The 21891-nt window shown below is 37.3% G+C and carries 21 protein-coding genes; all 21 read right to left on the bottom strand.

All coding sequences use genetic code 11. The features are described 5' to 3' along the window. Positions 1-99: 99 nt before the first annotated feature. The gene (locus tag QDN89_RS14065) at positions 100-3306 is read right to left on the bottom strand and encodes a UvrD-helicase domain-containing protein (RefSeq protein WP_280770791.1); all 3207 of its coding nucleotides are present in this window, start codon (positions 3304-3306) and stop codon (positions 100-102) included. Then, positions 3299-6274 carry a PD-(D/E)XK nuclease family protein gene (locus QDN89_RS14060; RefSeq protein ID WP_280770790.1) on the bottom strand — a complete coding sequence of 992 codons (2976 nt, stop codon included), beginning with the start codon at positions 6272-6274 and terminating at the stop codon, positions 3299-3301. The genes QDN89_RS14065 and QDN89_RS14060 overlap by 8 nt, the downstream gene beginning before the upstream one ends. Positions 6275-6370: 96 nt before the next feature. Next, positions 6371-6820 (bottom strand): DUF6438 domain-containing protein, encoded by a 450-nt coding sequence (locus QDN89_RS14055; RefSeq protein ID WP_280770789.1) that lies wholly within the window; start codon positions 6818-6820, stop codon positions 6371-6373. A 225-nt stretch (positions 6821-7045) separates the two neighbouring features. Continuing rightward, on the bottom strand, positions 7046-7339 hold the full coding sequence (locus tag QDN89_RS14050) for a DUF5316 domain-containing protein (protein ID WP_280770788.1): 294 nt from the start codon (positions 7337-7339) through the stop codon (positions 7046-7048). A gap of 159 nt (positions 7340-7498) precedes the next feature. Next, positions 7499-8050: a DUF3267 domain-containing protein gene (locus tag QDN89_RS14045; RefSeq protein ID WP_280770787.1), complete on the bottom strand. Its 552-nt coding sequence runs from the start codon at positions 8048-8050 to the stop codon at positions 7499-7501. Positions 8051-8071: 21 nt separating this feature from the next. After that, a complete protein-coding gene (locus tag QDN89_RS14040; RefSeq protein WP_280770786.1) occupies positions 8072-8683 on the bottom strand; it encodes a histidine phosphatase family protein in 612 nt (203 codons plus the stop codon). A gap of 147 nt (positions 8684-8830) precedes the next feature. Beyond that, positions 8831-9175, bottom strand: coding sequence for a hypothetical protein (locus tag QDN89_RS14035; protein WP_280770785.1), 345 nt, complete (start codon positions 9173-9175; stop codon positions 8831-8833). Between the two features lie 385 nt (positions 9176-9560). Continuing rightward, a complete protein-coding gene (locus tag QDN89_RS14030) occupies positions 9561-10724 on the bottom strand; it encodes a 1-propanol dehydrogenase PduQ (RefSeq protein ID WP_280770784.1) in 1164 nt (387 codons plus the stop codon). Between the two features lie 81 nt (positions 10725-10805). Beyond that, positions 10806-12197, bottom strand: a complete 1392-nt coding sequence (locus tag QDN89_RS14025) for an aldehyde dehydrogenase family protein (protein ID WP_280770783.1) — start codon at positions 12195-12197, stop codon at positions 10806-10808. Next, positions 12194-13186 carry a cob(I)yrinic acid a,c-diamide adenosyltransferase gene (locus QDN89_RS14020; protein ID WP_280770782.1) on the bottom strand — a complete coding sequence of 331 codons (993 nt, stop codon included), beginning with the start codon at positions 13184-13186 and terminating at the stop codon, positions 12194-12196. The genes QDN89_RS14025 and QDN89_RS14020 overlap by 4 nt, the downstream gene beginning before the upstream one ends. 22 nt (positions 13187-13208) lie before the next feature. Then, positions 13209-13472 (bottom strand): EutN/CcmL family microcompartment protein, encoded by a 264-nt coding sequence (locus tag QDN89_RS14015; protein ID WP_280770781.1) that lies wholly within the window; start codon positions 13470-13472, stop codon positions 13209-13211. Positions 13473-13489: 17 nt separating this feature from the next. After that, complete coding sequence (locus tag QDN89_RS14010; protein WP_280770780.1) at positions 13490-14257, bottom strand: flavoprotein; 768 nt, start codon at positions 14255-14257, stop codon at positions 13490-13492. Then, a complete protein-coding gene (eutJ, locus tag QDN89_RS14005) occupies positions 14254-15096 on the bottom strand; it encodes an ethanolamine utilization protein EutJ (protein ID WP_280770779.1) in 843 nt (280 codons plus the stop codon). The genes QDN89_RS14010 and eutJ overlap by 4 nt, the downstream gene beginning before the upstream one ends. A gap of 6 nt (positions 15097-15102) precedes the next feature. After that, the gene (locus QDN89_RS14000) at positions 15103-15765 is read right to left on the bottom strand and encodes a phosphate propanoyltransferase (protein WP_280770778.1); all 663 of its coding nucleotides are present in this window, start codon (positions 15763-15765) and stop codon (positions 15103-15105) included. A gap of 14 nt (positions 15766-15779) precedes the next feature. Continuing rightward, positions 15780-16058: a BMC domain-containing protein gene (locus tag QDN89_RS13995; protein WP_280770777.1), complete on the bottom strand. Its 279-nt coding sequence runs from the start codon at positions 16056-16058 to the stop codon at positions 15780-15782. Next, positions 16051-16629 (bottom strand): BMC domain-containing protein, encoded by a 579-nt coding sequence (locus tag QDN89_RS13990; RefSeq protein ID WP_280770776.1) that lies wholly within the window; start codon positions 16627-16629, stop codon positions 16051-16053. The genes QDN89_RS13995 and QDN89_RS13990 overlap by 8 nt, the downstream gene beginning before the upstream one ends. A gap of 22 nt (positions 16630-16651) precedes the next feature. Next, positions 16652-17131, bottom strand: coding sequence for a glycerol dehydratase reactivase beta/small subunit family protein (locus QDN89_RS13985; protein ID WP_280770775.1), 480 nt, complete (start codon positions 17129-17131; stop codon positions 16652-16654). A 2-nt stretch (positions 17132-17133) separates the two neighbouring features. After that, complete coding sequence (locus QDN89_RS13980) at positions 17134-18957, bottom strand: diol dehydratase reactivase subunit alpha (protein ID WP_280770774.1); 1824 nt, start codon at positions 18955-18957, stop codon at positions 17134-17136. Positions 18958-18988: 31 nt separating this feature from the next. Continuing rightward, positions 18989-19516: a diol dehydratase small subunit gene (locus QDN89_RS13975; RefSeq protein WP_280770773.1), complete on the bottom strand. Its 528-nt coding sequence runs from the start codon at positions 19514-19516 to the stop codon at positions 18989-18991. A 16-nt stretch (positions 19517-19532) separates the two neighbouring features. After that, on the bottom strand, positions 19533-20189 hold the full coding sequence (locus QDN89_RS13970) for a propanediol/glycerol family dehydratase medium subunit (RefSeq protein ID WP_280770772.1): 657 nt from the start codon (positions 20187-20189) through the stop codon (positions 19533-19535). Between the two features lie 21 nt (positions 20190-20210). Next, positions 20211-21875, bottom strand: a complete 1665-nt coding sequence (locus tag QDN89_RS13965) for a propanediol/glycerol family dehydratase large subunit (RefSeq protein ID WP_280770771.1) — start codon at positions 21873-21875, stop codon at positions 20211-20213. Between the last annotated feature and the right edge of the window lie 16 nt (positions 21876-21891).

Here is a 21891-nt window from a genome sequence, read left to right as displayed (position 1 = left end):
TAACTAGCTTTGCTGTTGTTGTCAATTTAATTACAATTGTCGATAATGCCTACTTACTAATTTAAATACCTAGGCATTTAAATCTTTTATGTTATCTCTTCATTCCTCAACTGTAACGACTTTATTAGGCGTGACATAATAAAGTTGAGAAGTATCCACCTTTTCTCCAGTCATATGCTCCCATACTCGCGTATAAATGTCTATTTGTCCTTTGTAGTATCTCGTCAGTTCAGGAAGAACGTTCATATCCTTCGGACGATCTGTTTTAAAATCGATGATCTTCCATTTTCCTTCATGTTTGTAAATGAGGTCAATGATACCTGAAACGTATACGGTCTCCATGTTATGATGCTTGACAAGATCATACAAAGAATCACCTTTACGAACGGCTAAAGAAAACGGCACTTCCGTCAGAAGCTGATCTGCTTTTTGTAATTCCAACCATAAATATGTCTGTTCAAAGTTGACCAGTAAGTCTTTTACTTCTTCTTCTCTATCAATGGATAATTCGTGTTTTCGTAAACTTTGAATAATCCTATCTCTAGTAAGTTCCCCTTTTACATACCTCTCGAAAAGCTCATGAATAGCTGATCCCCAACCTTTACCACCACCTTTTTCTCGCTCAATTCCCAAGGTATATATTTCTGGTTTTTCATCTGTAGGACTCATTTTTGCAAAAGAGGTCGTAGCACTCTCGTCCATCCATTCCGAAAGATGAGCTGTTTCCGAATGCAATTGTGATTTTGTAATCGTTTCTAAAGTCGTTTCTTTCTCAAGCTCATTTGCTTCCGTCTTTGCTTCGTCCAATTTTCCTAATCCGTCTAGAAGCATTCGCCATGGATTTTTCGAATCTTTTCCATCGCAGCAACTAATAACTAAACCTTTCTCTGCTCTTGTAGCAGCAACATAGATAATCCGAATTTCTTCTTGAAGCAAATAAGCTCCTTCTTCCTCTTTGAAACTTTCCCACTCTTTCGGTTGAGCAATCGTTTTAGAAGCGTATCCTACTTTTTTAGAGAATTTAAAATAACCTTTTGAAGCTTGTCCCTCCCGCTTAATATGAGAAGAAATATAATCAATGCTATTTGTTTTTTTACCAGGATTCGCTAAAAATACAATAGGAGCTTCTAATCCTTTCGCTTTATGAATATTTAAGATTCGCACAGCATTCCTATCTTCATCTAGATTCACAACTTTCGATTTCGACTCCATCGTTGTTTTAATGCACTGTATCGCATCGTTATATAATGTTCTACCAGTATCCTCTTGTTTCCTTAACGCTTCGATAAGCTGCAAAAACTGTGTATATTCTCTTTTCCCGTAACCTTGCGACAACATTAAAGGATAAAACCCTATATCTTCTAAAATTTTTTCAATGGTAACCACTGGCGAATACATTACTGTCCATTTATTAAACATTCGAAGTTTTGAAAGTGCATGTTGAACAGGGTGAGTATTCGTATCATCCCATGGGCCAGGGGTTTTACTATAGATCGAAAAATTCCCACCAGCTTTTTTCCATTGATAAAGCTGTTCATCAGCTATCCCAAAATAAATGCTACGAAGGGCCGCAACAGTTGCTAAAGAATCTGTCGGATCGACAAATACTTGAAGCAATAGAACGAGTTCGTTAAATGCTTGCGTTCGCCCCATTTCCATTTCTCCACTAACACTAACGGGTATCCCCGCTTCTTCAAGTACGTTTGCATAAACGTCAATGCCAGCATTATATCTTGTTATAATCATACATTCTCGTGGTTCATGGCCTTCTTCCATAAAGGATTGAATCGACAAACAAATATTTTCTGCATCTTTTTCTAAAATGTTTTGTTGGTTTTTCGTAAATTCTGAAGGGATGGAAAGTTGTTTAATTCCTATCGGTTTGTCTGATTTCTCTTCATGATAGGCGTTTAATGAGCGATAAGCTGCTTGATATTTCGACTCTTGTTCCGGAAGATGTTCTACAAAAATTTCATTTAACCGAGTAGTAACCGTATCAACAGTTCGGAAGTTCATCGTCAGCTGCAATACATCGCCACCATGCTCCTTAATTAACTCCTTCACTTTATTGTAAATGTCTATATCTGCCCTTCTAAATCGATAAATCGCTTGCTTTGGATCTCCAACAACAAACAAAGATCCTGGAAGCGGCATACACTTTCTCCAATCTTTCTCGGTTACATCCTCTCCTGTTAAATAAAACATCATCTCCGCTTGAATCGGATCCGTATCTTGAAATTCATCCACTAACAAGCATTGATATTTTTGTTGAAAATATTTTCGAACTTCAGGGTTTTCTTTTAATAGATGACTTGTGTTGATTAAAAGGTCTTGGAAATTCATGAGAGAACGCTGTTTTTTTATACTCTCATAAACCTGTAAAGCACCTTGTAAAAATTCAATGATGATCGGATGAATGTACTCCCGCCATGCTTGTAAAAATGGAGCAATACGATCGTCGAAAAACATCTTAATTTTCTCTTTATAGTCTTTGCTATCCTCTTTTGAAATCCATCTATTTTGCGTAATATTGAAAGCTGTTTTTTTATCAAACAGGTCAAAAATATCCAACATCATCTTATTATTTCGTTTTAAATAGGTATCTTTTCGCAACGCTTCTTGAATTGCTTTTTGTAAGTTGTCAGGTCCTTTTTCGATATGTTCAGGGATCGAACGACTTGCTTCTTTTAACAATGCGATAAATGCATCATAACTTGTCATCTCAGGTTTTTTTTGATGTTCCATGACCCATTCTACATCAGGATAATTTTTCAAAGATTGGAAACGATCCAATAACGTATGTTCTTCTAATCCGATATGTCGAATCTTCTCTAAAACGGATACATTCTCTTCTTGAAGCGCTGTTAGGTACGTATACCAAGCTTCTTCTGCCACAAGAGTGTCTTCCTCTTCTTCTAGTTCCTTAAAAGTAATATCTAAGTTAGCCTCCACAGGTCGCTCTCTTAATAGACGAGCACAGAAAGCATGAACCGTTCCTAGAAAACAGCGTTCCATGTTTTGAATGGCCAGTTCTAGTCTTTGTTTTACTTCTGCATTGTCTTCCTTTTTCCACGTTTTCTCTAATTTATTTTGAAATCTCGTTTTCAGTTCATCTGCCGCTTTTCTCGTAAAAGTAATAGCGACGATATTTTCCACGTTACAGCTATCTATGTAAATTAAATTTACCATGCGGTCAACTAAACTCGTTGTTTTTCCAGATCCTGCTCCTGCTTCCACGAGAAAGTTGCGATCCAAAATATCCGTTATTTTGTTTCGGTCCCGCTGATCCATCACGCCTCTAGTCATAAGCCCTTACCCCCTTAAAGCTACGAACACCGATGGAAGTCTTGTCTTGATGCTTTAAATCGATGTGATCATTATCGTAAGTGGACCTGCGACATACCGATTTATAATCACAAAACTTACAGTCATTGCTATCATCTGTCATTGCAAAGTGTCCATGTTCAATGACGGACAGCAACTTATCTAAAATATCCCGCCCGTTTGTTCGCAACGTCTCCTCTTGAACACGCTCAAATGATTGTCCTAACCCTTTTTTCGTTGGAAATAAGTACGTACTTTTCTGAACTGCTCCTTCTCCTAATGCAAGATGGTTCTCAATGGCTAACGTATAAAGAAGATGCTGAAGTTGACGTCCGCCTTTAAATGAGCTGTTTTTATCATATCCCCAAGTACTCCCTGTTTTATAGTCGATAATATGGTACGTATTATCGTATAACTGATCCACACGATCAATTTTTCCAGCAACACGAAAAGAACCAGATGGAAGAGTAATCGTTGCCGCTTCTTCTCCATTGACACCAAATGTATATTCAAAGTACTTCGGATCGCCATGGATACTATTTTCTTCCTCTATTTTTAAGAAGGTTTCACAAGACTCAATTATTTCTTCTGTTTCTTGAAACTCTACTTTATTATTCGGAGGTGGGACGTGTGTTTTTATTTTTTCTAAGCTGTTTCTCGCGATTTGTTGAATAAATTGATGATGAACGTCCATCGAAGGTTTTTCCGAACGAATTTGCAATTCCACATAAAATGTTTCAAATATTTCGTGAAGTAAACTTCCTCTTGTTGCCGGATCTAACCATTGGTTATGATCATATTCCACTTCTTCAACTGGTTTTATTTTCAATATTTCTTGTAAATAGAATTTGTAAGGACACGTAGCAAGTGTCTCTAGTTTGCCGGCCGATATTGTTTTCTCTTTATTTTTTCTAGGATCATGCATCGACGTATCACTTTCAATTTTACCGTCATAGACAGTGAAAGAACTAGTTTCCCTCGTTTTCTCTGCCTGAAGTCCCATGACAATATGGGGAAACTCATCCAACAGAATAGGTTCGATCGTGATCTCGGAAGTGGTTGTTAGCTTGGTTGACCACCAATCTTTTTGACTAGTAAGAGATGTATCCTTGACCGGAAGCGCTTGTTTTAACCTATCAAAATCGGCTTCTTTTTCTCCGCTTTGAAATCGATAACATTGCAAAAACAAGTGAGACGGGCTTACCAGTCGATTTTCATTTACATCAAACTGACAGTAGCTCAACGTGACATGACCAGAGGAAGATGCCAACACTTGAAGCATACGATACCGTTTGTCCTTTGATTTTTCCGACAATAACGGAATTCTTTTCCCTAGCCTTTGTCGCTCTACATCTAGAAGCAACGGGTTTTCTTTACTGTCCCCAGGAAAGCGCTGGTTGTCTAACCCAACAATAAATACGTTTTCTCTACTGACATAAACCCCTTCTTCGTAGTTAGCCATGTGAAGATGTCCTGGTTTTGGCAACGAAGCACCTACTGATATGCTCAATACAAGTTCCTCGATTTTGTACATACCTTCTTCTATCGTTACTTTTTCATTTGCATACGGAATAATCGTGTCTATTTTATCGAGTAAACTTTCTTTTGCTGCTTGATCATAGGCACCGTTTACTTTACTGTGCTCCTTTACTATGTGTTTCAATCCTCTTAGTAGTGCTTCATACTCCAAATCTTTTTGTGAACGAATCTTAGGTAGAGATTCAAAAATGGTTCGATACCATGTGAATAACCATGATAGATCTTTATGTAATACTTCTAAATAAACACGTTTCTCTTCTTCTTCGACTGTTTTTAATTTCTCTTCTACTTTTTCTATTTCTGCTTGTAATTGTGATGCATAACGAGTTTCTCCCCAGCCTATTCTTGTACTTCGAAGCAATGCGGTCCAACGCATTTTCGATGGTCCTTCTTCTCCTGAATCGAGAAGTCCTTCTTGTAATAAAATAACAAAGGAACGCACACTATATGATTCTTTCATCCAATTTAGAAAAGCCTTAACGAGTTTTCCAGGGCGAGTGAAACATATTGGAATACCTTTACTAAACGTCACGGGAACTTGTTGTACTTCTGCTAGATGATACATTGCTGTTATATATGGATTGCGTTGGCTATAAAGTAAAACGCAATCATCGAAACGGAATGGATGACGAGCTATTTGTCCTATGACTTCCTTTAATTCATGTTCTTCCGTTTTCGTCGTAAACAAGCTCATCTTAACCTCATGACCTTTTACATTTACGTTTTCAGGATCGTATAGATAGCTTAGTGGAGTTGATTCCCCATCATTTGACTGATAAGGTTGCTTCATTCCAAAAACGGGTGCCAAAGGCAAGTGTATAACAATGGTGGGTAAAAAGGTTTCGAGAAATTGTTCTTGTAAATCAGTTAACTGAAGGTTATTTTGCAATAAAAATATTGCTTTTGATTGTTTACCTTTTTCTATTGCTTCGTGAAAAAGCATGAAATCATCTTTTAATTGATGATGTTGTAACATTTGTTCATACTCTCGTAAAACTAGAATGATGTCTTCCCCTTTTTTTATGGAGACGAACGATTTTTCGCTTAATAACTCACTCTTATAGCCTGCCAGTCGTAACTCTTGAATAATGTCATAAACTCCTTGACTCAGCGCTGGTGTCACTTCAAGTTCATGAAAATATGCTAGTTTATCATCAGATTTTAGCTTTTTTAACAAAGAGTACAATAAGTGTGACCCAATTGCACGATTAATATAGTCATTATGTGTTTCTGACGTTTCCATAGCTAAATCGCGAACCGTTTTTATTTTCAAGTTAATCGCTTGATGTCCTTGTTTCATAAGTTGAAATAAGATTTGTTCACCAATAGCGTATGAATCGACAACTAGTATTTTTTCATCAAACACATTTTTTTGACACGTGTGATGCAAAGATTCTATTAAGGATTTCATTGGTTCACCAACACTCCTTCGTCAGTTTTCTTCAATATATTTATAAATTCCATTGCTTCAAAACTGGGTTATAATTGTTACATTAGCACTATATCATTATCCCTGTGATTTTATCGTCGAAATTTGTTGAATAATTGGATTATCATCTGAACTTTCGTGTGTATTACTCTTCAACTTGTCTATCCCAATCAGTCGATCTAGATTTTCTTCCAATTTCATCAATCTTTCATCTTCAAATTCATTACCAACATCATGATTCATTCTTTTAACAGAACCATCTGTGAACTCAACTAGTAAGTTAAAAGAAGGACGATCGTCTATAGTTATAGCTGTTGACAGATATTCCAAATGATGAAAATCAACGTCATTTATGACATTTGCTAATTTTTGAACGTTATCCTCTGACAACTTCCATTGATGTTTACCAAGTTTAGATACACATTCTTCTCCATGCCAAAATACTTTACCTTCAGAAAAAGCCGCTACTTGATATATAGAAGATTCATCATTACAAGCTGTTCGATTTATTACTATTTTTCTAAACAATGTCACTCCTCCTTATTTAACCGTTATTTTCAAATTTCCTCTTATTTATAGTTTAGGGAGGTAAATGACAAAGGGTGTCAGGGGATAGATGTTCGTCTATCTGAAAATGAAGGAGATCTGGACAAAAAAGGGTCCTTTATAGTTGTTGCAGGAAATCAATGTCTGTCGCAATACAGCTTAAAGAACAAAACAACAGTTCAATGAACTGTTGTTTTGTTCTTATCGTTAAGTTATATAAACATACGCTAGAATAGCCGTAAAAAGATTTGGCAAACCAATCAGTACAAAGATCATAGCCATTCCCGTTCTCTCATGTCGTTGCTTTTTAGTTTCTGTATGAAAATTTGCTCTATTTTGATCACCACTACCCGTTGCCCCTGAAAACACACCTGCAAGTATTAAACAAATGACAGTTACTAATCCAGATAAAGTCAACATGATGTTAGGGTCTTGCATAACTAACGATACGATTCCTATTAAAGCAACGATCCCTAGACCAATATACAATGCATTTTTCAAGATATCACTTTTCCCTTTCTGTTCAGTAGAACAAAAGCCACTAACAATGATACGGATCATCCAGAAAATAGTTTCAATTTTACTATTATTCCAGTTTATCCCACAAAGATGATAACGCTTTTTGTTAATGTTAAAAAATATCTTCGAGACGAAGAAATGTCATTCCTTGGGTACATATACGACGCATCCTATTTTAGATGGATGATCTTGTACATAAGCATCTTTTTTATATTTTCGTAACACATGAATGACCATCAAATCTCCGACAGATGCTGTCATCATAAGAATGCCGATGATTGCAAGGAATCCATTCCCATTTAAGTATGCTAGTGTTATTGGAACAACTCCTAAAACAATTGGCAGTAAGATGGCAATACGATAATGAGTTATCTTTAATGGTACTTTGCAATGAGCATAAGGAGCGAGGGCCTTCCATAAAACCCCTAGTTTTACCTCGTTCATCTTTGCTCCTCCTACATTTACATATCCAACTATATGAAGAAGTTCATGAATAAGGATAAGAAAAATCGCTACAATAACGGCATTCAGTAGACTCGTTAATGCAAGGTTCTCAACTCCCCAAATAATGATATAAGGAATAGCAAAAACAGCGATAACGAGAAACCCCCAACCGGTAGCTACCATGTTTGTTTTAACTGGGTCCATTGTTTCATCCACTTTTCCGTATAATTCCCAAGGTTTCATTTCCATCACTATCTTTCCTTTCATTGTTTAAAAATGAGATGTATCTCCTAAACTCTGAACATGAAATGTTTCTCCATCCCACTGAAAAACAGATAGGCTTGTGCCATGAATAAATGGAGGGTCCCACATTTTTTCAGTTGGTATTTCCATCATATAAGACATGATAGCTCTTATAACAACAGCATGTGTGACAACTAGAATACGTTCATGATTATGATTATTGATTAGTTCTTGGATAACTTTTCTCACTCGATGTTTAAAATCAGTTAATCCTTCTCCATTATGTAGTTCGTGATTATACAGATGAGGTGCACGCCAAAAATTAGAAAATTCTACACTGGAATTTCTAGTAATCTCATCTTTGTTTTTCCCTTCCCAATCACCAAAATATATTTCTTTCAAACTACTATTTTTATTGATTGGAATGTCTCTTCCTCTACTAATATGTTCAGCCGTATGAAGTGCCCTTTCACTTGGGCTTGTATAAATAGCGTTGATGTCCGTTGTCTGTAATCTTTTTCCTAACTTAACGGCATTTTCTACTCCTTTGGTTGTAAGCGGGGAATCTTTCCACCCTTGCAACCGGTTTTCTCTATTCCATTCCGTCTCACCATGACGAGTGACATAAATAGTAACCATGATAATCCTCCGTTTTCCCATCATAATATGTTTAAATATCACCTACATTAATGTTAACATCATTTTCCAGCAATTTGTATTGTAGAACAAAAAAACGCATGTAGATGAGAGTCATCTACATGCGGTATAACTTCATGCTGTTTTAGCTTAATTATTAGATTCTCCAACATTGAAGGTAATCTTCCAACAATCCTCGTTATTTATATCTTTATAGAGATGAATAGATGCATTTCGCTCGATATTTTCATCCACTTCTATACCTTGATTCTTCACATATGTAATAAGTGCAGGTTTAGAGTACTTTTCTAAATATAGAACAGATAAATAATAGGTGACAAACGTATATCCGGACTCTGCCCACACTTGTACCTTTATAGGTCTTCCATCTTTTAATTGTGTCATCTCTCCACCAAGTAACACCGAGTCATTCCATTCATATTGCTTCTCGTCTTCTTTAAGCTTTGGCAAGATGTAGTTAACCTCTGACATCATCATCTACACTCCTCAATTAGTTGTTATGTACTAATTTCCTTCCCTTCAAAATTCATTTTAAAAACATGAATTCTCAGAAAATAATCATCCATCTTTAGAGTAATGAAATAGATGACAGAGGTTGTCAGGGGATAAACGTTCGGTGAATCGACATACTATTCCTTTCATCGTTTATCTTTTCGACAATAACAAAAAGTTTTTAAAAATCTTCAGGAAAAAAACCTATCCTGTGAGGTTTACGGTACAAATCACTAGAGTTAGGTTACTTTTTTAATCTGATTTCTTCTTTATAAGCAAGCTAGCCTGTATACAAGGTTAATTAAACTTCAGTAGTATACAAACTAGCCATTTTTTTAACCAAAGCACATATGGTAAATAACTTGAACTACCCGCCATGATAAACAACACGCAATAATTCAACTAAATCATTTTTGGTTACTTGTTTTGGATTACCTGATGTACATAAATCCTCTAAAGCAGAACTTGCCATATCATCAATACTTTGTTCGAAAGCATCTTCCACTATTCCCAACTCTTTAAAACTCGTAGGCAAATTTAGTCGAACATTTAATTCTTTCACTTTGTTTGCTAACTGAAGGACGCCTTCTTTTGCATAAAGTGCTGATGATCCAAGTTCTTTTAAAATTTCAGCGTATTTTTCAATTACTGGTGAACTTAATACCCAGTTATCATAAATACCTCCGTTAAATTGAATAACATATGGAAGGAGAACCGCATTCACTCTTCCATGAGACAAATGAAAGTGATTACCGACAGCATGAGCTAAGCTATGATTAATTCCAAGACCTGCATTGGTGAAAGAAATGCCAGCCATACAAGAGGCAATGTGCATCTTTTTTCTAGCTGTTGCATTTTCTCCATGCTCAAATGCTGTTATTAAATGATGAAAGACAAGTTTGATTGCTTTTAATGCATACATATCGGTGAATTCCGAAGCGTTTTTTGAAACATACGCTTCAATCGCATGGGTTAGCACATCCATCCCTGTATCAGCTGTAATCGATGGGGGCAACGATGTAGTGAGTGCTTCATCCAATATTGCTATATTAGGAATCATTTCATCATTACTTAACGGTATTTTTAACTCATTTTCTTTATCCGTAATGACTGCGTAAGACGTCACTTCAGAACCACTACCACTAGTCGTTGGAATGGCAATAAACAAAGGCTTAATTATTCCTTTACTTGGTACAAATTGTTTTTGTAATTGAAGATAAAAAAATAAAATGGCCTTTGCCACATCGATGGCAGATCCACCACCAATCGTCAATAAAACATCGGGTTTATCTTTCATATAATAAGCCAAACCTTTTTTTACCGTTTCTAAAGATGGGTCTGGCTCAACTTCAGAAAAAATCTCGTAACGAACGTTATTCTCATTAAATATGGATATGATTCGATCTACTAAACCAACCTTTATAATGACTTCATCCGTTACGATCAACGCCGCTTGATTTCGGATACGTTGTAAATAATTCAGAGAATCCGTTCCATAGATTATTTCTGGCCCTAGGAAAAATTTTGTCATATCACACCTCCAGTAAAAACAGAAACAAATCATTGGTAAGTAAAATTTTTTTTATTAATTGGAAACCAAGTAGGAGTGACATTATCTGATGGAAAGACCATCTACAAGTACACATCTCCTACTTCTCGCAAAATCTTTCGTAGATGTAAGTCCTTCACCTGTAGGGCCAGCGATTGTAAATGTGCAATACCCTTCTCCTTTAACACCAATACCTGCATAAGATGGACCATTTTTAACTAACACTGTTGTTTGAATTTTTTTTGCGAATTTTGTTAAATTATCAACATTCTTTGAGTGCATAATCGCTGTATGTCTAAATCCATGTTCCACTTTAACTGCTAAATCAATGGCTTCGTCCACATCATTAACACGAACAACTGGTAAAACAGGCATCATCAATTCCTTTACGACAAAAGGATGATCTCCTTCGACTTCCATCGTAATGGCGCGTACACTTGCATCACAATCAATGCCTAATTGTTTTAAAATATAATCAGCATTTTTCCCAATAAATTGCTTTTTAGGTTGACCATTTTCCATCACTAAGTCCATTAATTTTTGAATATCTTCCTTTTCTGACAGTTCATAAGCACCATGCTTGTTCATAGAAAACAATAAGTAATCGGTCACTTGATCAACAACAATTACTTCTTTTTCAGAAATACATGGGAGATTATTGTCAAAGCTGCACCCATCAATAATGTCTTTTGCCGCTTTTTCAATGTCCGCTGTCTCATCTACCACGGCAGGTGGATTTCCCGCTCCTGCACCTATTGCCTTTTTACCAGTAGATAAAGCCGCTTTTACTACTCCAAGACCACCTGTAGCAACAATCATACGAATCTTCTTATGAGACATCATCAATTCCGCTTCCGCAATTGTAGGTTTTTCTACTGATGTCGTCACGTTGGCAGGTCCACCGGCTTTTATAATTGCATTATTAATAAGCTCAATTGTCTTTAAAGATGTTCGTTTCGAACTGGGATGTGGACTAAATACGACACTGTTCCCTGCTGAAATCATTCCAATTGCATTACAAACGATCGTTTCAGAAGGATTTGTCGTAGGTGTAATAGCTCCTATAACACCGTAGGGAGATAATTCCACAACCGTTAATCCGTCATCACCAGAAAAGGCTAATGATTTTAGATCTTCAAGTCCTGGTGTTTTATTAACAACAACAAGGTTTTTTTGTATTTTATCTTCATAACGTCCCATACCCGTTTCTTCTACAGCCATTTTTGATAGAAGTTCAACATTGTTTCGTACTTCATTACGAATCGCTTCGATAAATATTCCCCTCTGCTCCATCGAAAAAGTTACAAGTTTTTGTTGTGCTTCGTAAGCTGCATTTATTGCTTCTTCCATCGAGGAGTAGATGCCACAACTAGGTTTATTATTGGGGAAATCTATTGTCATTTCTGACAAAACTAGTCTAATGATCTCTTCTAGCTTTTGAGTTTCTTCTGTCAACTTAGATCACCTCTTTGATTAAAAACATGTAATGCTTCTTGTGCAATCATCATATCTTCTTCTACCGATCCACCACTTACTCCAATTCCCCCAACAACTTCATCACCAAGTTTGAGCGGGAAACCCCCGCCAAATGGTACGATCCTATTTTTATTTGTTCCTTGTAAGCCGTATAATTCTGCCCCTGGTTGAATAAGTGACGCTACTTTATCCGTTGTCATTTTTAATGCTACGGAAGTATAGGCTTTGTTTTGAGAAATATCTAAACTCCCTAATAAAGCCCCTTGCATCCGATGTAATAAAACAAGATTCCCTCCGCCGTCTACAACGGAAAAAACGATTGGGACACCTATTTCATGTGCTTTTTGTTCAGCTGCTATCGCCATTTTAATAGAAAAATCTAACGTTAAGGCATGAAACGGTTGTTTAGATGCTGTCATTTTCTCCATGACTTTCTCTTTAATTTTTCCGACAAAGTCCAGATGACTTTCCGCACGGGCGATCATAAATAATGTATCTGACAAGCGATTAACATATTTGATCAGTTCAGGTCGGACTATTGACTCTTTATTCAAGTCTACAATGTGACGCTCTGCCCTTCGAATCACGGATCGAGAAAAATGCAGTTGAGCAGATGCCGTTGTATTTCCTGGAATGATAAACTCAGTTATCGGCCCTAGTTTCTTTTCGATTTGGTCAATAATTTCTTCTAGTCGATCAATATCCTGTTTTTCTACTTTTTCTTTCAATTCATGTATTGATTTTTCATCGCTAGCTAGTTCAGCACCTAGTACAAATAAATGTTTTTGGATGGAGCGTAAGATTTCCTTCAGATAAGTGTCTTTGATTAACGAATAGGCTACACCGATGGCGGCATTTGCCTCATCCAGAGTCCCATAACAGGAAACTCTTAAACTAGCTTTTGATATCCGACTTCCTCCTAAAAGACCTGTTTCCCCTTTATCTCCTTTTTTCGTGTATATGGACATAAGTTGGTCACTTCCTCGATTTCTAGACTTCTAAACTATCTATAATACCAACAATCGCTGCATCAATCGTAGAATCTCCATCGGTAAATGCACTCTTTGCGGCACTTCCATTAGAGACTAATACAATTTCACCAGTTCCTGCTCCCATCGCATCAACGGCTACTTCCGTCCTTCCTTCCTCTTCTTCCCTCACATTAATTCGTTGAACAATAAGAAGTTTTTTCCCTTCTAAATTTTCATCTTTTCTCGTTGCAACAACGAAACCAACAATTTTTCCGATATACATACTCTCACCCTCTATCGTTAGTCAATAATGATTTCCACCGCGAAATCACGAGCTGTTTCTTTCGCAAGAGGAGTGATAATAGTTTGTTGATTAAGAACAAGCACTGATCGATTATCACAGGCTTCTATAACATCCCCTCTCGTTAAAATCCGCTTTCTAAATTGGACTCGCTGTTTGAGAGGTGGTTCAACATCTTTTTTTAAACTAAATGTTCGTTTTTTTACTTCTTCATAAATTTGAGGTGAATCGATCAAATGGATCCCGTAAGATTCAAGATTACATAAATGTTGTGCCATTCGATTCAAATATGCAGGCGGAACTTTCTCAAGTTGAATATCATTTCTTAAAGGGTGCTGCAAGTCACATGCATCTCTGCAAGCGATCATAGGAGTCCCTGATATAATCCCATAAGATAATAGGTTCGAAATAGGAGTATCGGCAACTCCAAGAGATAGTTTAACGGCAGTATTTAATGTTAACGTTGGAACGATAATCATTTGACTGCCAAAATAGATATTACGCAATCCATCGTTTGTTCTTTCTAGGTAAATATTATCTAAATGTAACTCTTCTTTGATCATTTCTGGTTTGAGAGCATATTCGGCACTAATCGAGAGTAAAACTCGAAGCTCCCAGCCTTCTTCTTGCAGTTTTTTTAATTGAGTGATGGATTCATAGAATCCTAATGCTCCTCCAGTAAAAACGACCACTGCTATTTTCATTCGCTCCTCTAGCTTAAGGAGCACTTCTTCGACAATACTTTTTATGAATTGATCATTATTCATTTCATTATCACCTCAGTTTTGCTATTCAAAGCAATCCCTAACGGAGTGATTAGCAGTGGATATGCTGGTTTCACTGTTTCAATTCCAACTTCTGTTTGGAACGTCGTTTGAAATTCATCGAAACATGAAGCCCCACCTACAACATAAATTTTCTGTATATCAAATCCCCTGACATGCCGTTTAATTATCGAAGCCATTTTTTCTACGACGGGTTTGAGAATAGGATATACTTCCTCTTGCTTTAGTACATCTTTCTTTACTATTTCTGCTTCCTCAAACGATATTTTATAATGTCCAGCTAAAACTAAACTCATGTGTGTCCCACCAGTAGGTTCATCTGCTGAATAAATCACTTCACCATCTTTTAATATACTTATTCCTGTTGTTCCTCCACCAACATCCACAACTGCACCGTCCTTTAATCCTAAAACGGATGCAGCTGCTGTAGGTTCATCTACTATATTTGTGACATCCATATTCGCTGATTCAATCACGTTTGCGATCGCCTTTGAATTTCCTTTACTCGTCCCAGGGGGAATCGCTGTCGCGGCTTGGGTAAGAGACACCCCTAGAATATTTTCTAATTTAAGCTTTAATTTTTTTACGATTTTTACAGCTTCGACATAGTCGACAACAAGACCATCTTTTACAACAGATGCAGGAGTTAAAGCACCAACAATTGGTCTTCCTGATTGTTCTAATACGGAAATCACGATATTAGCGGTACCTAAATCTACTCCAATCTTAAGGGGACCAACATAATGTCCGACCTGGTCATGATCTATTGATTTAGCAAACGCTTGTATATAATTATTGACGTTGTTCAGGTTAATCGACATAGGCATTTAACCTTTCACTATTTTTCCTGTATCATTTGTTTGAATCGCCGCACTATTTGCTTCATCAGTATCTAAATGCATTTCCAAAACAAACTGATCTGATACTCTGATTAATACATGATCGAAAACAAGCCGTCTCTTTCCAGAAAATTCAACAGAAACAAAAGACTTATTTTTAATGCCATGCTTTTCAGCAAATGCAGGTGGCATGTGAATATGTCTCAACGCAACAATGACACCTTGTGTCATAACAACGATACCTTTTGGTCCTTTCAAAACAATACCAGGTGTTCCTTCCGTTTTTCCTGACTCCCGAATAGGGATATCCATTCCTAGTCGGTAACTATCTGTCAGAGATACTTCTACTTGTGATTCCTTTCTTAATGGACCTAATATCCTCACATTTGAAATAATTCCTTTATCCCCAATTAACGTCACAGTCTCATTAGCTGCAAATTGACCTGGTTGTTTTAAATCTTTCCACTTCGTCAACTGATACCCTTTGCCAAATAACGTCTCCAAATGGTCTCTACTTAAATGAATGTGCCTATTTGATACACCGATAGGAATGAAAGGTTCCTCCCCCCTATCCCTTAACAGATGCAACACGTCTTGGACAATTTTGTCTCGTAAGTCATTGTCATAAGCCATTGGTTTACCAGCTCCCATCGATGTTCACTCTTTCATTCCATGCTTTTAGGGAGTAATTTTTCTACATCTTTATGAGGTCGAGCAATGACATGGACAGCGATAACTTCTCCAACTCTTTCTGCTGCAGCGGCACCGGCTTCTGTAGCTGCTTTCACTGCACCGACATCTCCTTTTACCATCACAGTAACAAGAGCCGAACCAATTTTTTCATATCCTATTAATGAAACATTTGCTGATTTTGTCATCGCGTCGGCCGCTTCAATCGCACCAATTAATCCTTTTACTTCAATCATTCCTAAGGCTTCACCCATTGTTCTCTCCTCCAATTTCCTGATAATGTAGACACATAGATCTCAATTCTCCCTTATTCCTCGGGCATTTTGGATCTCCACATAGATTGCATTCTGCTTTCATATTTAGTATGCTTTCCTCTTCATAGCCTTGTACTTCTTTCTTTTCATTCGATTCCAACGATTTTGAATCGTTTTCTTCCGATACACCCTCTTCATCTGCATCGGAAGTTGTGTCTTTTTCATCATCTCCTGCAATCTCTGGTTCTTTTCCTTCACTAGCTTTTGGTGTTCGATCATCTGATACCGCTATCGGTTCATTTTTAGGAAAAATCATGCTTTTTATTTCTTCATTTGGACGGGAAATCATATGTTTACTAAAGACAGTATTTATTTTACTTGCAGCGATTTCTGCTGCTTGTAAAGCAGATTGCACCGCTCCAACATCCCCATCAAATTTTACTGTTATTAACCCACCACCTTTGGCTCTTTCATAACCTATAATTCTTACATTAGCTGATTTCACGGCGGCGTCAGCTGCTTCTAATGCTGCAGTCATACCAACTGTTTCAATCAATCCTAAAGCCTTCATGGATGGAAATCCCTCCTCTCCATCAAGATAATTTCATCCGTTTAATCACTTCTTTGACAATGAAGGCGATGTCTTTATCTGTAAGCTCATCATCCTTAAGTCCTTCATGGGAAACGACATTTTTAAGTTCGGACTTATCCATACTTTTAAATGGAATCCCTTTAACAAGCCTTGCTGCATTTGCTCCCAAAGCTCGTTGCTTCCATGTTTCGTTATTCTGATTAATTTTATAAAGAGGTATTTTAGGTTCTAGTTTAGAATAATGCAGAATCATGTCCCCGTTTCTTCCTATACCAATGCCAACACCTAATGGAGAACTATTAGCAGCTATAAACCCTAACTCAATCGCAGATTCCTCTTCTTTTTCAACTAGAAAGTACGGAAGCCCTTCTTCTTCAATTCCAAACAAAACTTGTGAAACATCAACAGCCTTCTCCTCATTTCCGCAATAACAAATGTGAATCGAAGGTAAGTGGGCAGGTTCATTATTATCATGTGACACGATCACTGCCCCCTTTTGCTGTGACCTAAAATCAACCCTGTTGCGACAGCATTTCTTGGTCCTTCCAAACCTCGAATATTCCCTCTCCCAGCAACTACTCCATATTGAGATAATTCACTCGTTACTAATTGAGGGATTTCAAAATCAAGCGCTGATCCACCTACTAATACAACAAACTCAATATCTCTAATGTTTCCTGTTGGACAGACCATGGAAAGTGCCCTGATCGCATTTGTCACAAACACTCTTTTTTTCGCATCTTTTCGGACAATTTTAATTTTCTCCACAGACTGTTGACCAGGAACTGCTAGCATTTCTCCTTCTTTCAATATAACCACTCTTGAGAACACATCTGGCGATAACGGTTTATCAAAAAATTGTACGGTGCCATCTTCATGACGAATATGAAACAAACTTTCTACTTTTGCTAACGGATACTTTTTGATATCTTCCGCTAAATCTAAATCATCTAATCCAAGTTCAGAATTAATGATTAATGTCACCATATTTCCTGCTCCAGCTAAGTGAATTGATGTTGTTGTCCCATCTTTCACCATAACAGAAGCGTCTGTTGATCCAGCTCCCATATCAAGAATTGCTAACGGGACACTCGTTCCTGGAGTCGTAAGCGCTCCGCGAATGGCCATATCAGCTTCTACTCCTCCAACTTCTACCTCAATAGAAAGTTCAGAATGTAGTTTTTCTGCGATCCGTTGCATTTGAAGTTTATCCGCTTTCACCATTGCGGCAATTCCAACAGCATTTTCCATTGAAAACTCTTCTGCCATGCCTCCTTTGACCTTTTGGGGGACAAATGTATCAACGGCTAACAAATCCTGAATTTTAATTTCATTAGGGTTCTGTCTCGTTAAGTCAGACATCACTTGTCTTACTCTTTCAAGCATTCCACCTGCATTTGTACCTGGTTCTCCTTTCACATCTTTAATTGGTTTTACAGCGTTTAATATTTCCATAATTTTCTCTGCACCATCGTCTACTTCCACCGTTTCTTGACGACGTTCTCCAACAAAATGTATTTTCCCAGCAGGAATGCTTCTTGCCTTTACGTCCCCTTTCGGAGTTTTAATAACTACCGCAGATCGATTTCCGATTAAAGCTCTCGCAACTGGTACGATCATTTTCGTCTCTTCACTAGATAATTCAAAAACAGTTGCAATTCCATACGGGTTAGCCAATTCATCAATCGTTCCACCTGCTTGCGCCACTTCAATTGCTGATCGCATTCCAATCGGGACTTTTTCTATTAAACTTACTTCATCAATAATCGGAATTTTTTTACTAAGTCGATTGTAAATGAGCACACCATCATCTTTTTGTGCGATAGCCCCTTGAATTTTGATGCCTTTTTCGGTTGCATCATTGATTAATCTTGCAGCATCAGCAAAATCTATTTCTTTCCCGATAACGACAATGATATTTTCATCAATATTGGAGTTGGACATGTCTTTTATATTTATAGTTATTCCAACCCCTAACCCTAATCCTCCCGGGGTTGCAGGATTGTGACCGATCATTGTAGACTCGGTAATGATCGTTTCTGTGATTGTCTCCATTGCCACATCACCGATAACAGGTGCCGCTTCATTAATCCTCACGAGATCCAAGTCTTCTATTTTAAGATTATTATTTTTTAAAGCTAGTTTTAAAGACGCTAAAACACCATGAATATTTTGCTCTGTTCCCTTTACTCCTGTAGTGCCGACAATACCACTTGCTAAAAAACGTAACTGATTATTATCTGACACTTGAGCTAAAGCTACTTCTGTTGTTGCATTACCAATATCTACTCCTGCAATTAACTGCATAGCATTACCTCCAGCTCATACGTTCAATAAGCTAATCAGTTTTTAACTGCTCTCTTTTTTCATAAACTTCTGCTGCTTCCCTAACAAATTCCGCACTGATGTTTGCTCCGAATTTATTTTCTAATTCAGCTGCAATATTCAGTAAATCTTGTTTTGAAGAACGTTTTGGTCTTAAAGCATTGTAAATTTCTAAAATTCTATCATCTGGTACACTAATTAATTCAGCTGCTCTTCGTAAATTATTAGCGAATGGTTTTCGACCAACAGAATCAGCAATTTGAGCTTGCAACTCTAATGTTTCTGGAGAAATTCGGACATCATCTGGTTTAATATCACCATTTAATACACGTTCCAATGTGATATCGTCCATCATCTTTCCAGTTTGTCCTTTTAGAAGTTCTGGTCTATTTGTCGATAGAGGATAGTCTTTCTGGGTAACCTTTTGACCATTGGTCGATTTGCTATTTTTAAACGTCGACTTTTTGTAATCCGTACCATCGGAACTTCCAAGTGAAACCATAACCTCTTTAATAATCTGTTCTATTTGATCTTGTTTCATAGCCTTCACCTCCGGTTTATTGAAATTTGACTTCTAATTCGATCGGTTTCGCATTCAAAACTACACTTTCTGTTTCTTTAATGTGAAGAAGAGCTGCCTTGGCTTGATATTTAGGTCTAGCCATTTGATCATTCCTAGTAGGAACGGGATTAGGAGATTCTCCTTTCGCATATTTCGCAGCATTTTTACCAATTGAACGATACGTTTCTAAATCAAGTAATGGAGCTTGTGGGAACAATTCTAAATTGGCAAGAGGAAGCAAATCCTTTTGATGAATGACCGTTGTTCCCTTCGATTGAATCCCAATACCAATACCAGAACCACTAAGTTTTGCACCGTCGTGAGCCATGAAAGCCACATCTGAAGTTCGCAAAACTCGAACAATTCTAGGGCTTAGACCCTCTTCTTCGATACCAGCAATGAGTTCACGTAAAACTTCATCATGTGGAATGTTTTCAATTGTTTTCGTTTGATGAATACCAAATGCTGGAGCAATTGAAATGACCACTTCATCTTTTCTTGTTCCTTTATGTGCTTCTCCTTTTTCAATAAGTTTAAGTTTATTTGTAGCTACTGAAGTCTTTGTAAGTGTTTGTGTTGAACCATCATTTGTTTGATAGTTCTTCAATACTTCTTCAATGACTTCTCGAATTAATTCTTTGTTAATTTCCATTAATTCCACCCCTTTCCTTATTTACTTGAAATCTTCAGGGCTAATCGCACCTGGAATATCTTTTATTTCGTTCCATCTTTCTTCACTCATCTGATAACCAGTTCCAGGACCACTGTAATCATTAATATCATTCACAGCACTAATGACATAAAAATCTTTATCAAGAATCGCTGATGTATGAAGATAATCACCAGAGACACGTTGTTTAAGCATATTTAAGACATTTTGTGCCACATCATTAAATCCTCGTTTACTTAGTGCCTTTACAACATCTATTCCAGTGATTCCACGGTTCATCATATCTTCCACTGCTCGTAAATCTTCAACAACGTTCCGATCTGGCATGTCTTTACTACCGTGAGCATACGTTGCTGCCTCTACTTCTTCATCCCTTATTGGAGTAAGCCCTAATTCTTCAAAGACTGCTTGGATCGCTTTTGCACCTTTGTTTCTGATACTAACAACTTCTTCTTCTGTTACAGGTCTTAAGCCACCGTCAACTTTCAAGTCTCGTTGCAAAATATTGTAATCATCGTAATCATCTGCATCGAAATTAGATCCAGCAAACATATTGTCATAGTTAGGCGTAGCACTATACCCGGAGAAGATGAAGTCTGTTCCAGGTAACATTTGCATTAGTGTTCGTGCCGTTCTTCTTATATCTGAATGGGAGAACGTTTGGTCGTTTCCTGAAGCAACTTCCATATCTAACATCGTTGTAATAAGGTTTTCTGCTAGAACTGCTCGAATACCCGAAGGAACAGATCCAGGAATACCTATACAACTGATTGACCCATTTTGAAGTCCTTGGACTCCAGCACCTTTTGTGATAAAGACACAACGTGCCTCTAAGTAAAGCATCGATTTTCCTTCCGCATATCCCATTTGTACTTCAGAACCCGTTCCTGATGTAAAACGCATTTTTAATCCTCTAGATGCGTACGCAGAAGCTAAAAATCCTTTAGACCAAGGTGTGTCATCGCCATCCACAAATACTTTTTCTGTCCCATAGACAGAAACCGTTTCAGCATAACTTGTTAAGCCTTTCATACCTAATACAAGTTCCGTTGCTTCTTCTACCGCACATTGCGTTAAAATGCCGCCACGTCCAACTTGCGAACCAACCAGAAGCGCAAGCGCATTAAATGGAGCGTAACGCCCAATCCCAACGGTTGTTTCATGTTCATCGAATCCTCTTAAACCAGCTTCCGCTGAGTCAGCTGCTATTTGGACAGGATTATCTTTGACGTTCGTAACGTGGCATTGATTTGATGGCGTTTTTCTAGCCCTCATTTTCATTACTGCCATCATTAATTCTACGACACCCATCTTACTTACTACTTCACAAATTTTTGCTGGTGTCATTGCCGTTGATAAAGGAATGATCGTTTCTCTTGGTACGTGGATATCAACGAGCATTTTTGCGAATTCCAATGAATCAATCGCCATTACTTCTTCGGATTTTTCTAGGTTAATTCCGTAATCCGCGATAAAACGATCATTAAAATCAAAATCATCTCGTCTTTTACCATCTAATTCCACAACGAGACCATTCTCAATTTTTATACTTGGTTTTGGATCGTTAGGGCTATCCATCGCAATCAGACCAACTTCTGGCCATTCTTTTACGAATCCGTCTTTATTTACTGGTCGTTCTGCTAATACTTTAAATCGTTTCGATTTCATCTTTTTCCCTCCTTTA

Origin of the sequence: Salipaludibacillus daqingensis (genome assembly GCF_029891575.1) — a bacterium.
GTDB classification, from domain to species: domain Bacteria; phylum Bacillota; class Bacilli; order Bacillales; family Salisediminibacteriaceae; genus Salipaludibacillus; species Salipaludibacillus daqingensis.
Note: the sequence above shows the minus strand (reverse complement) of the source record. Positions and strands in the feature narration are given on the sequence as shown.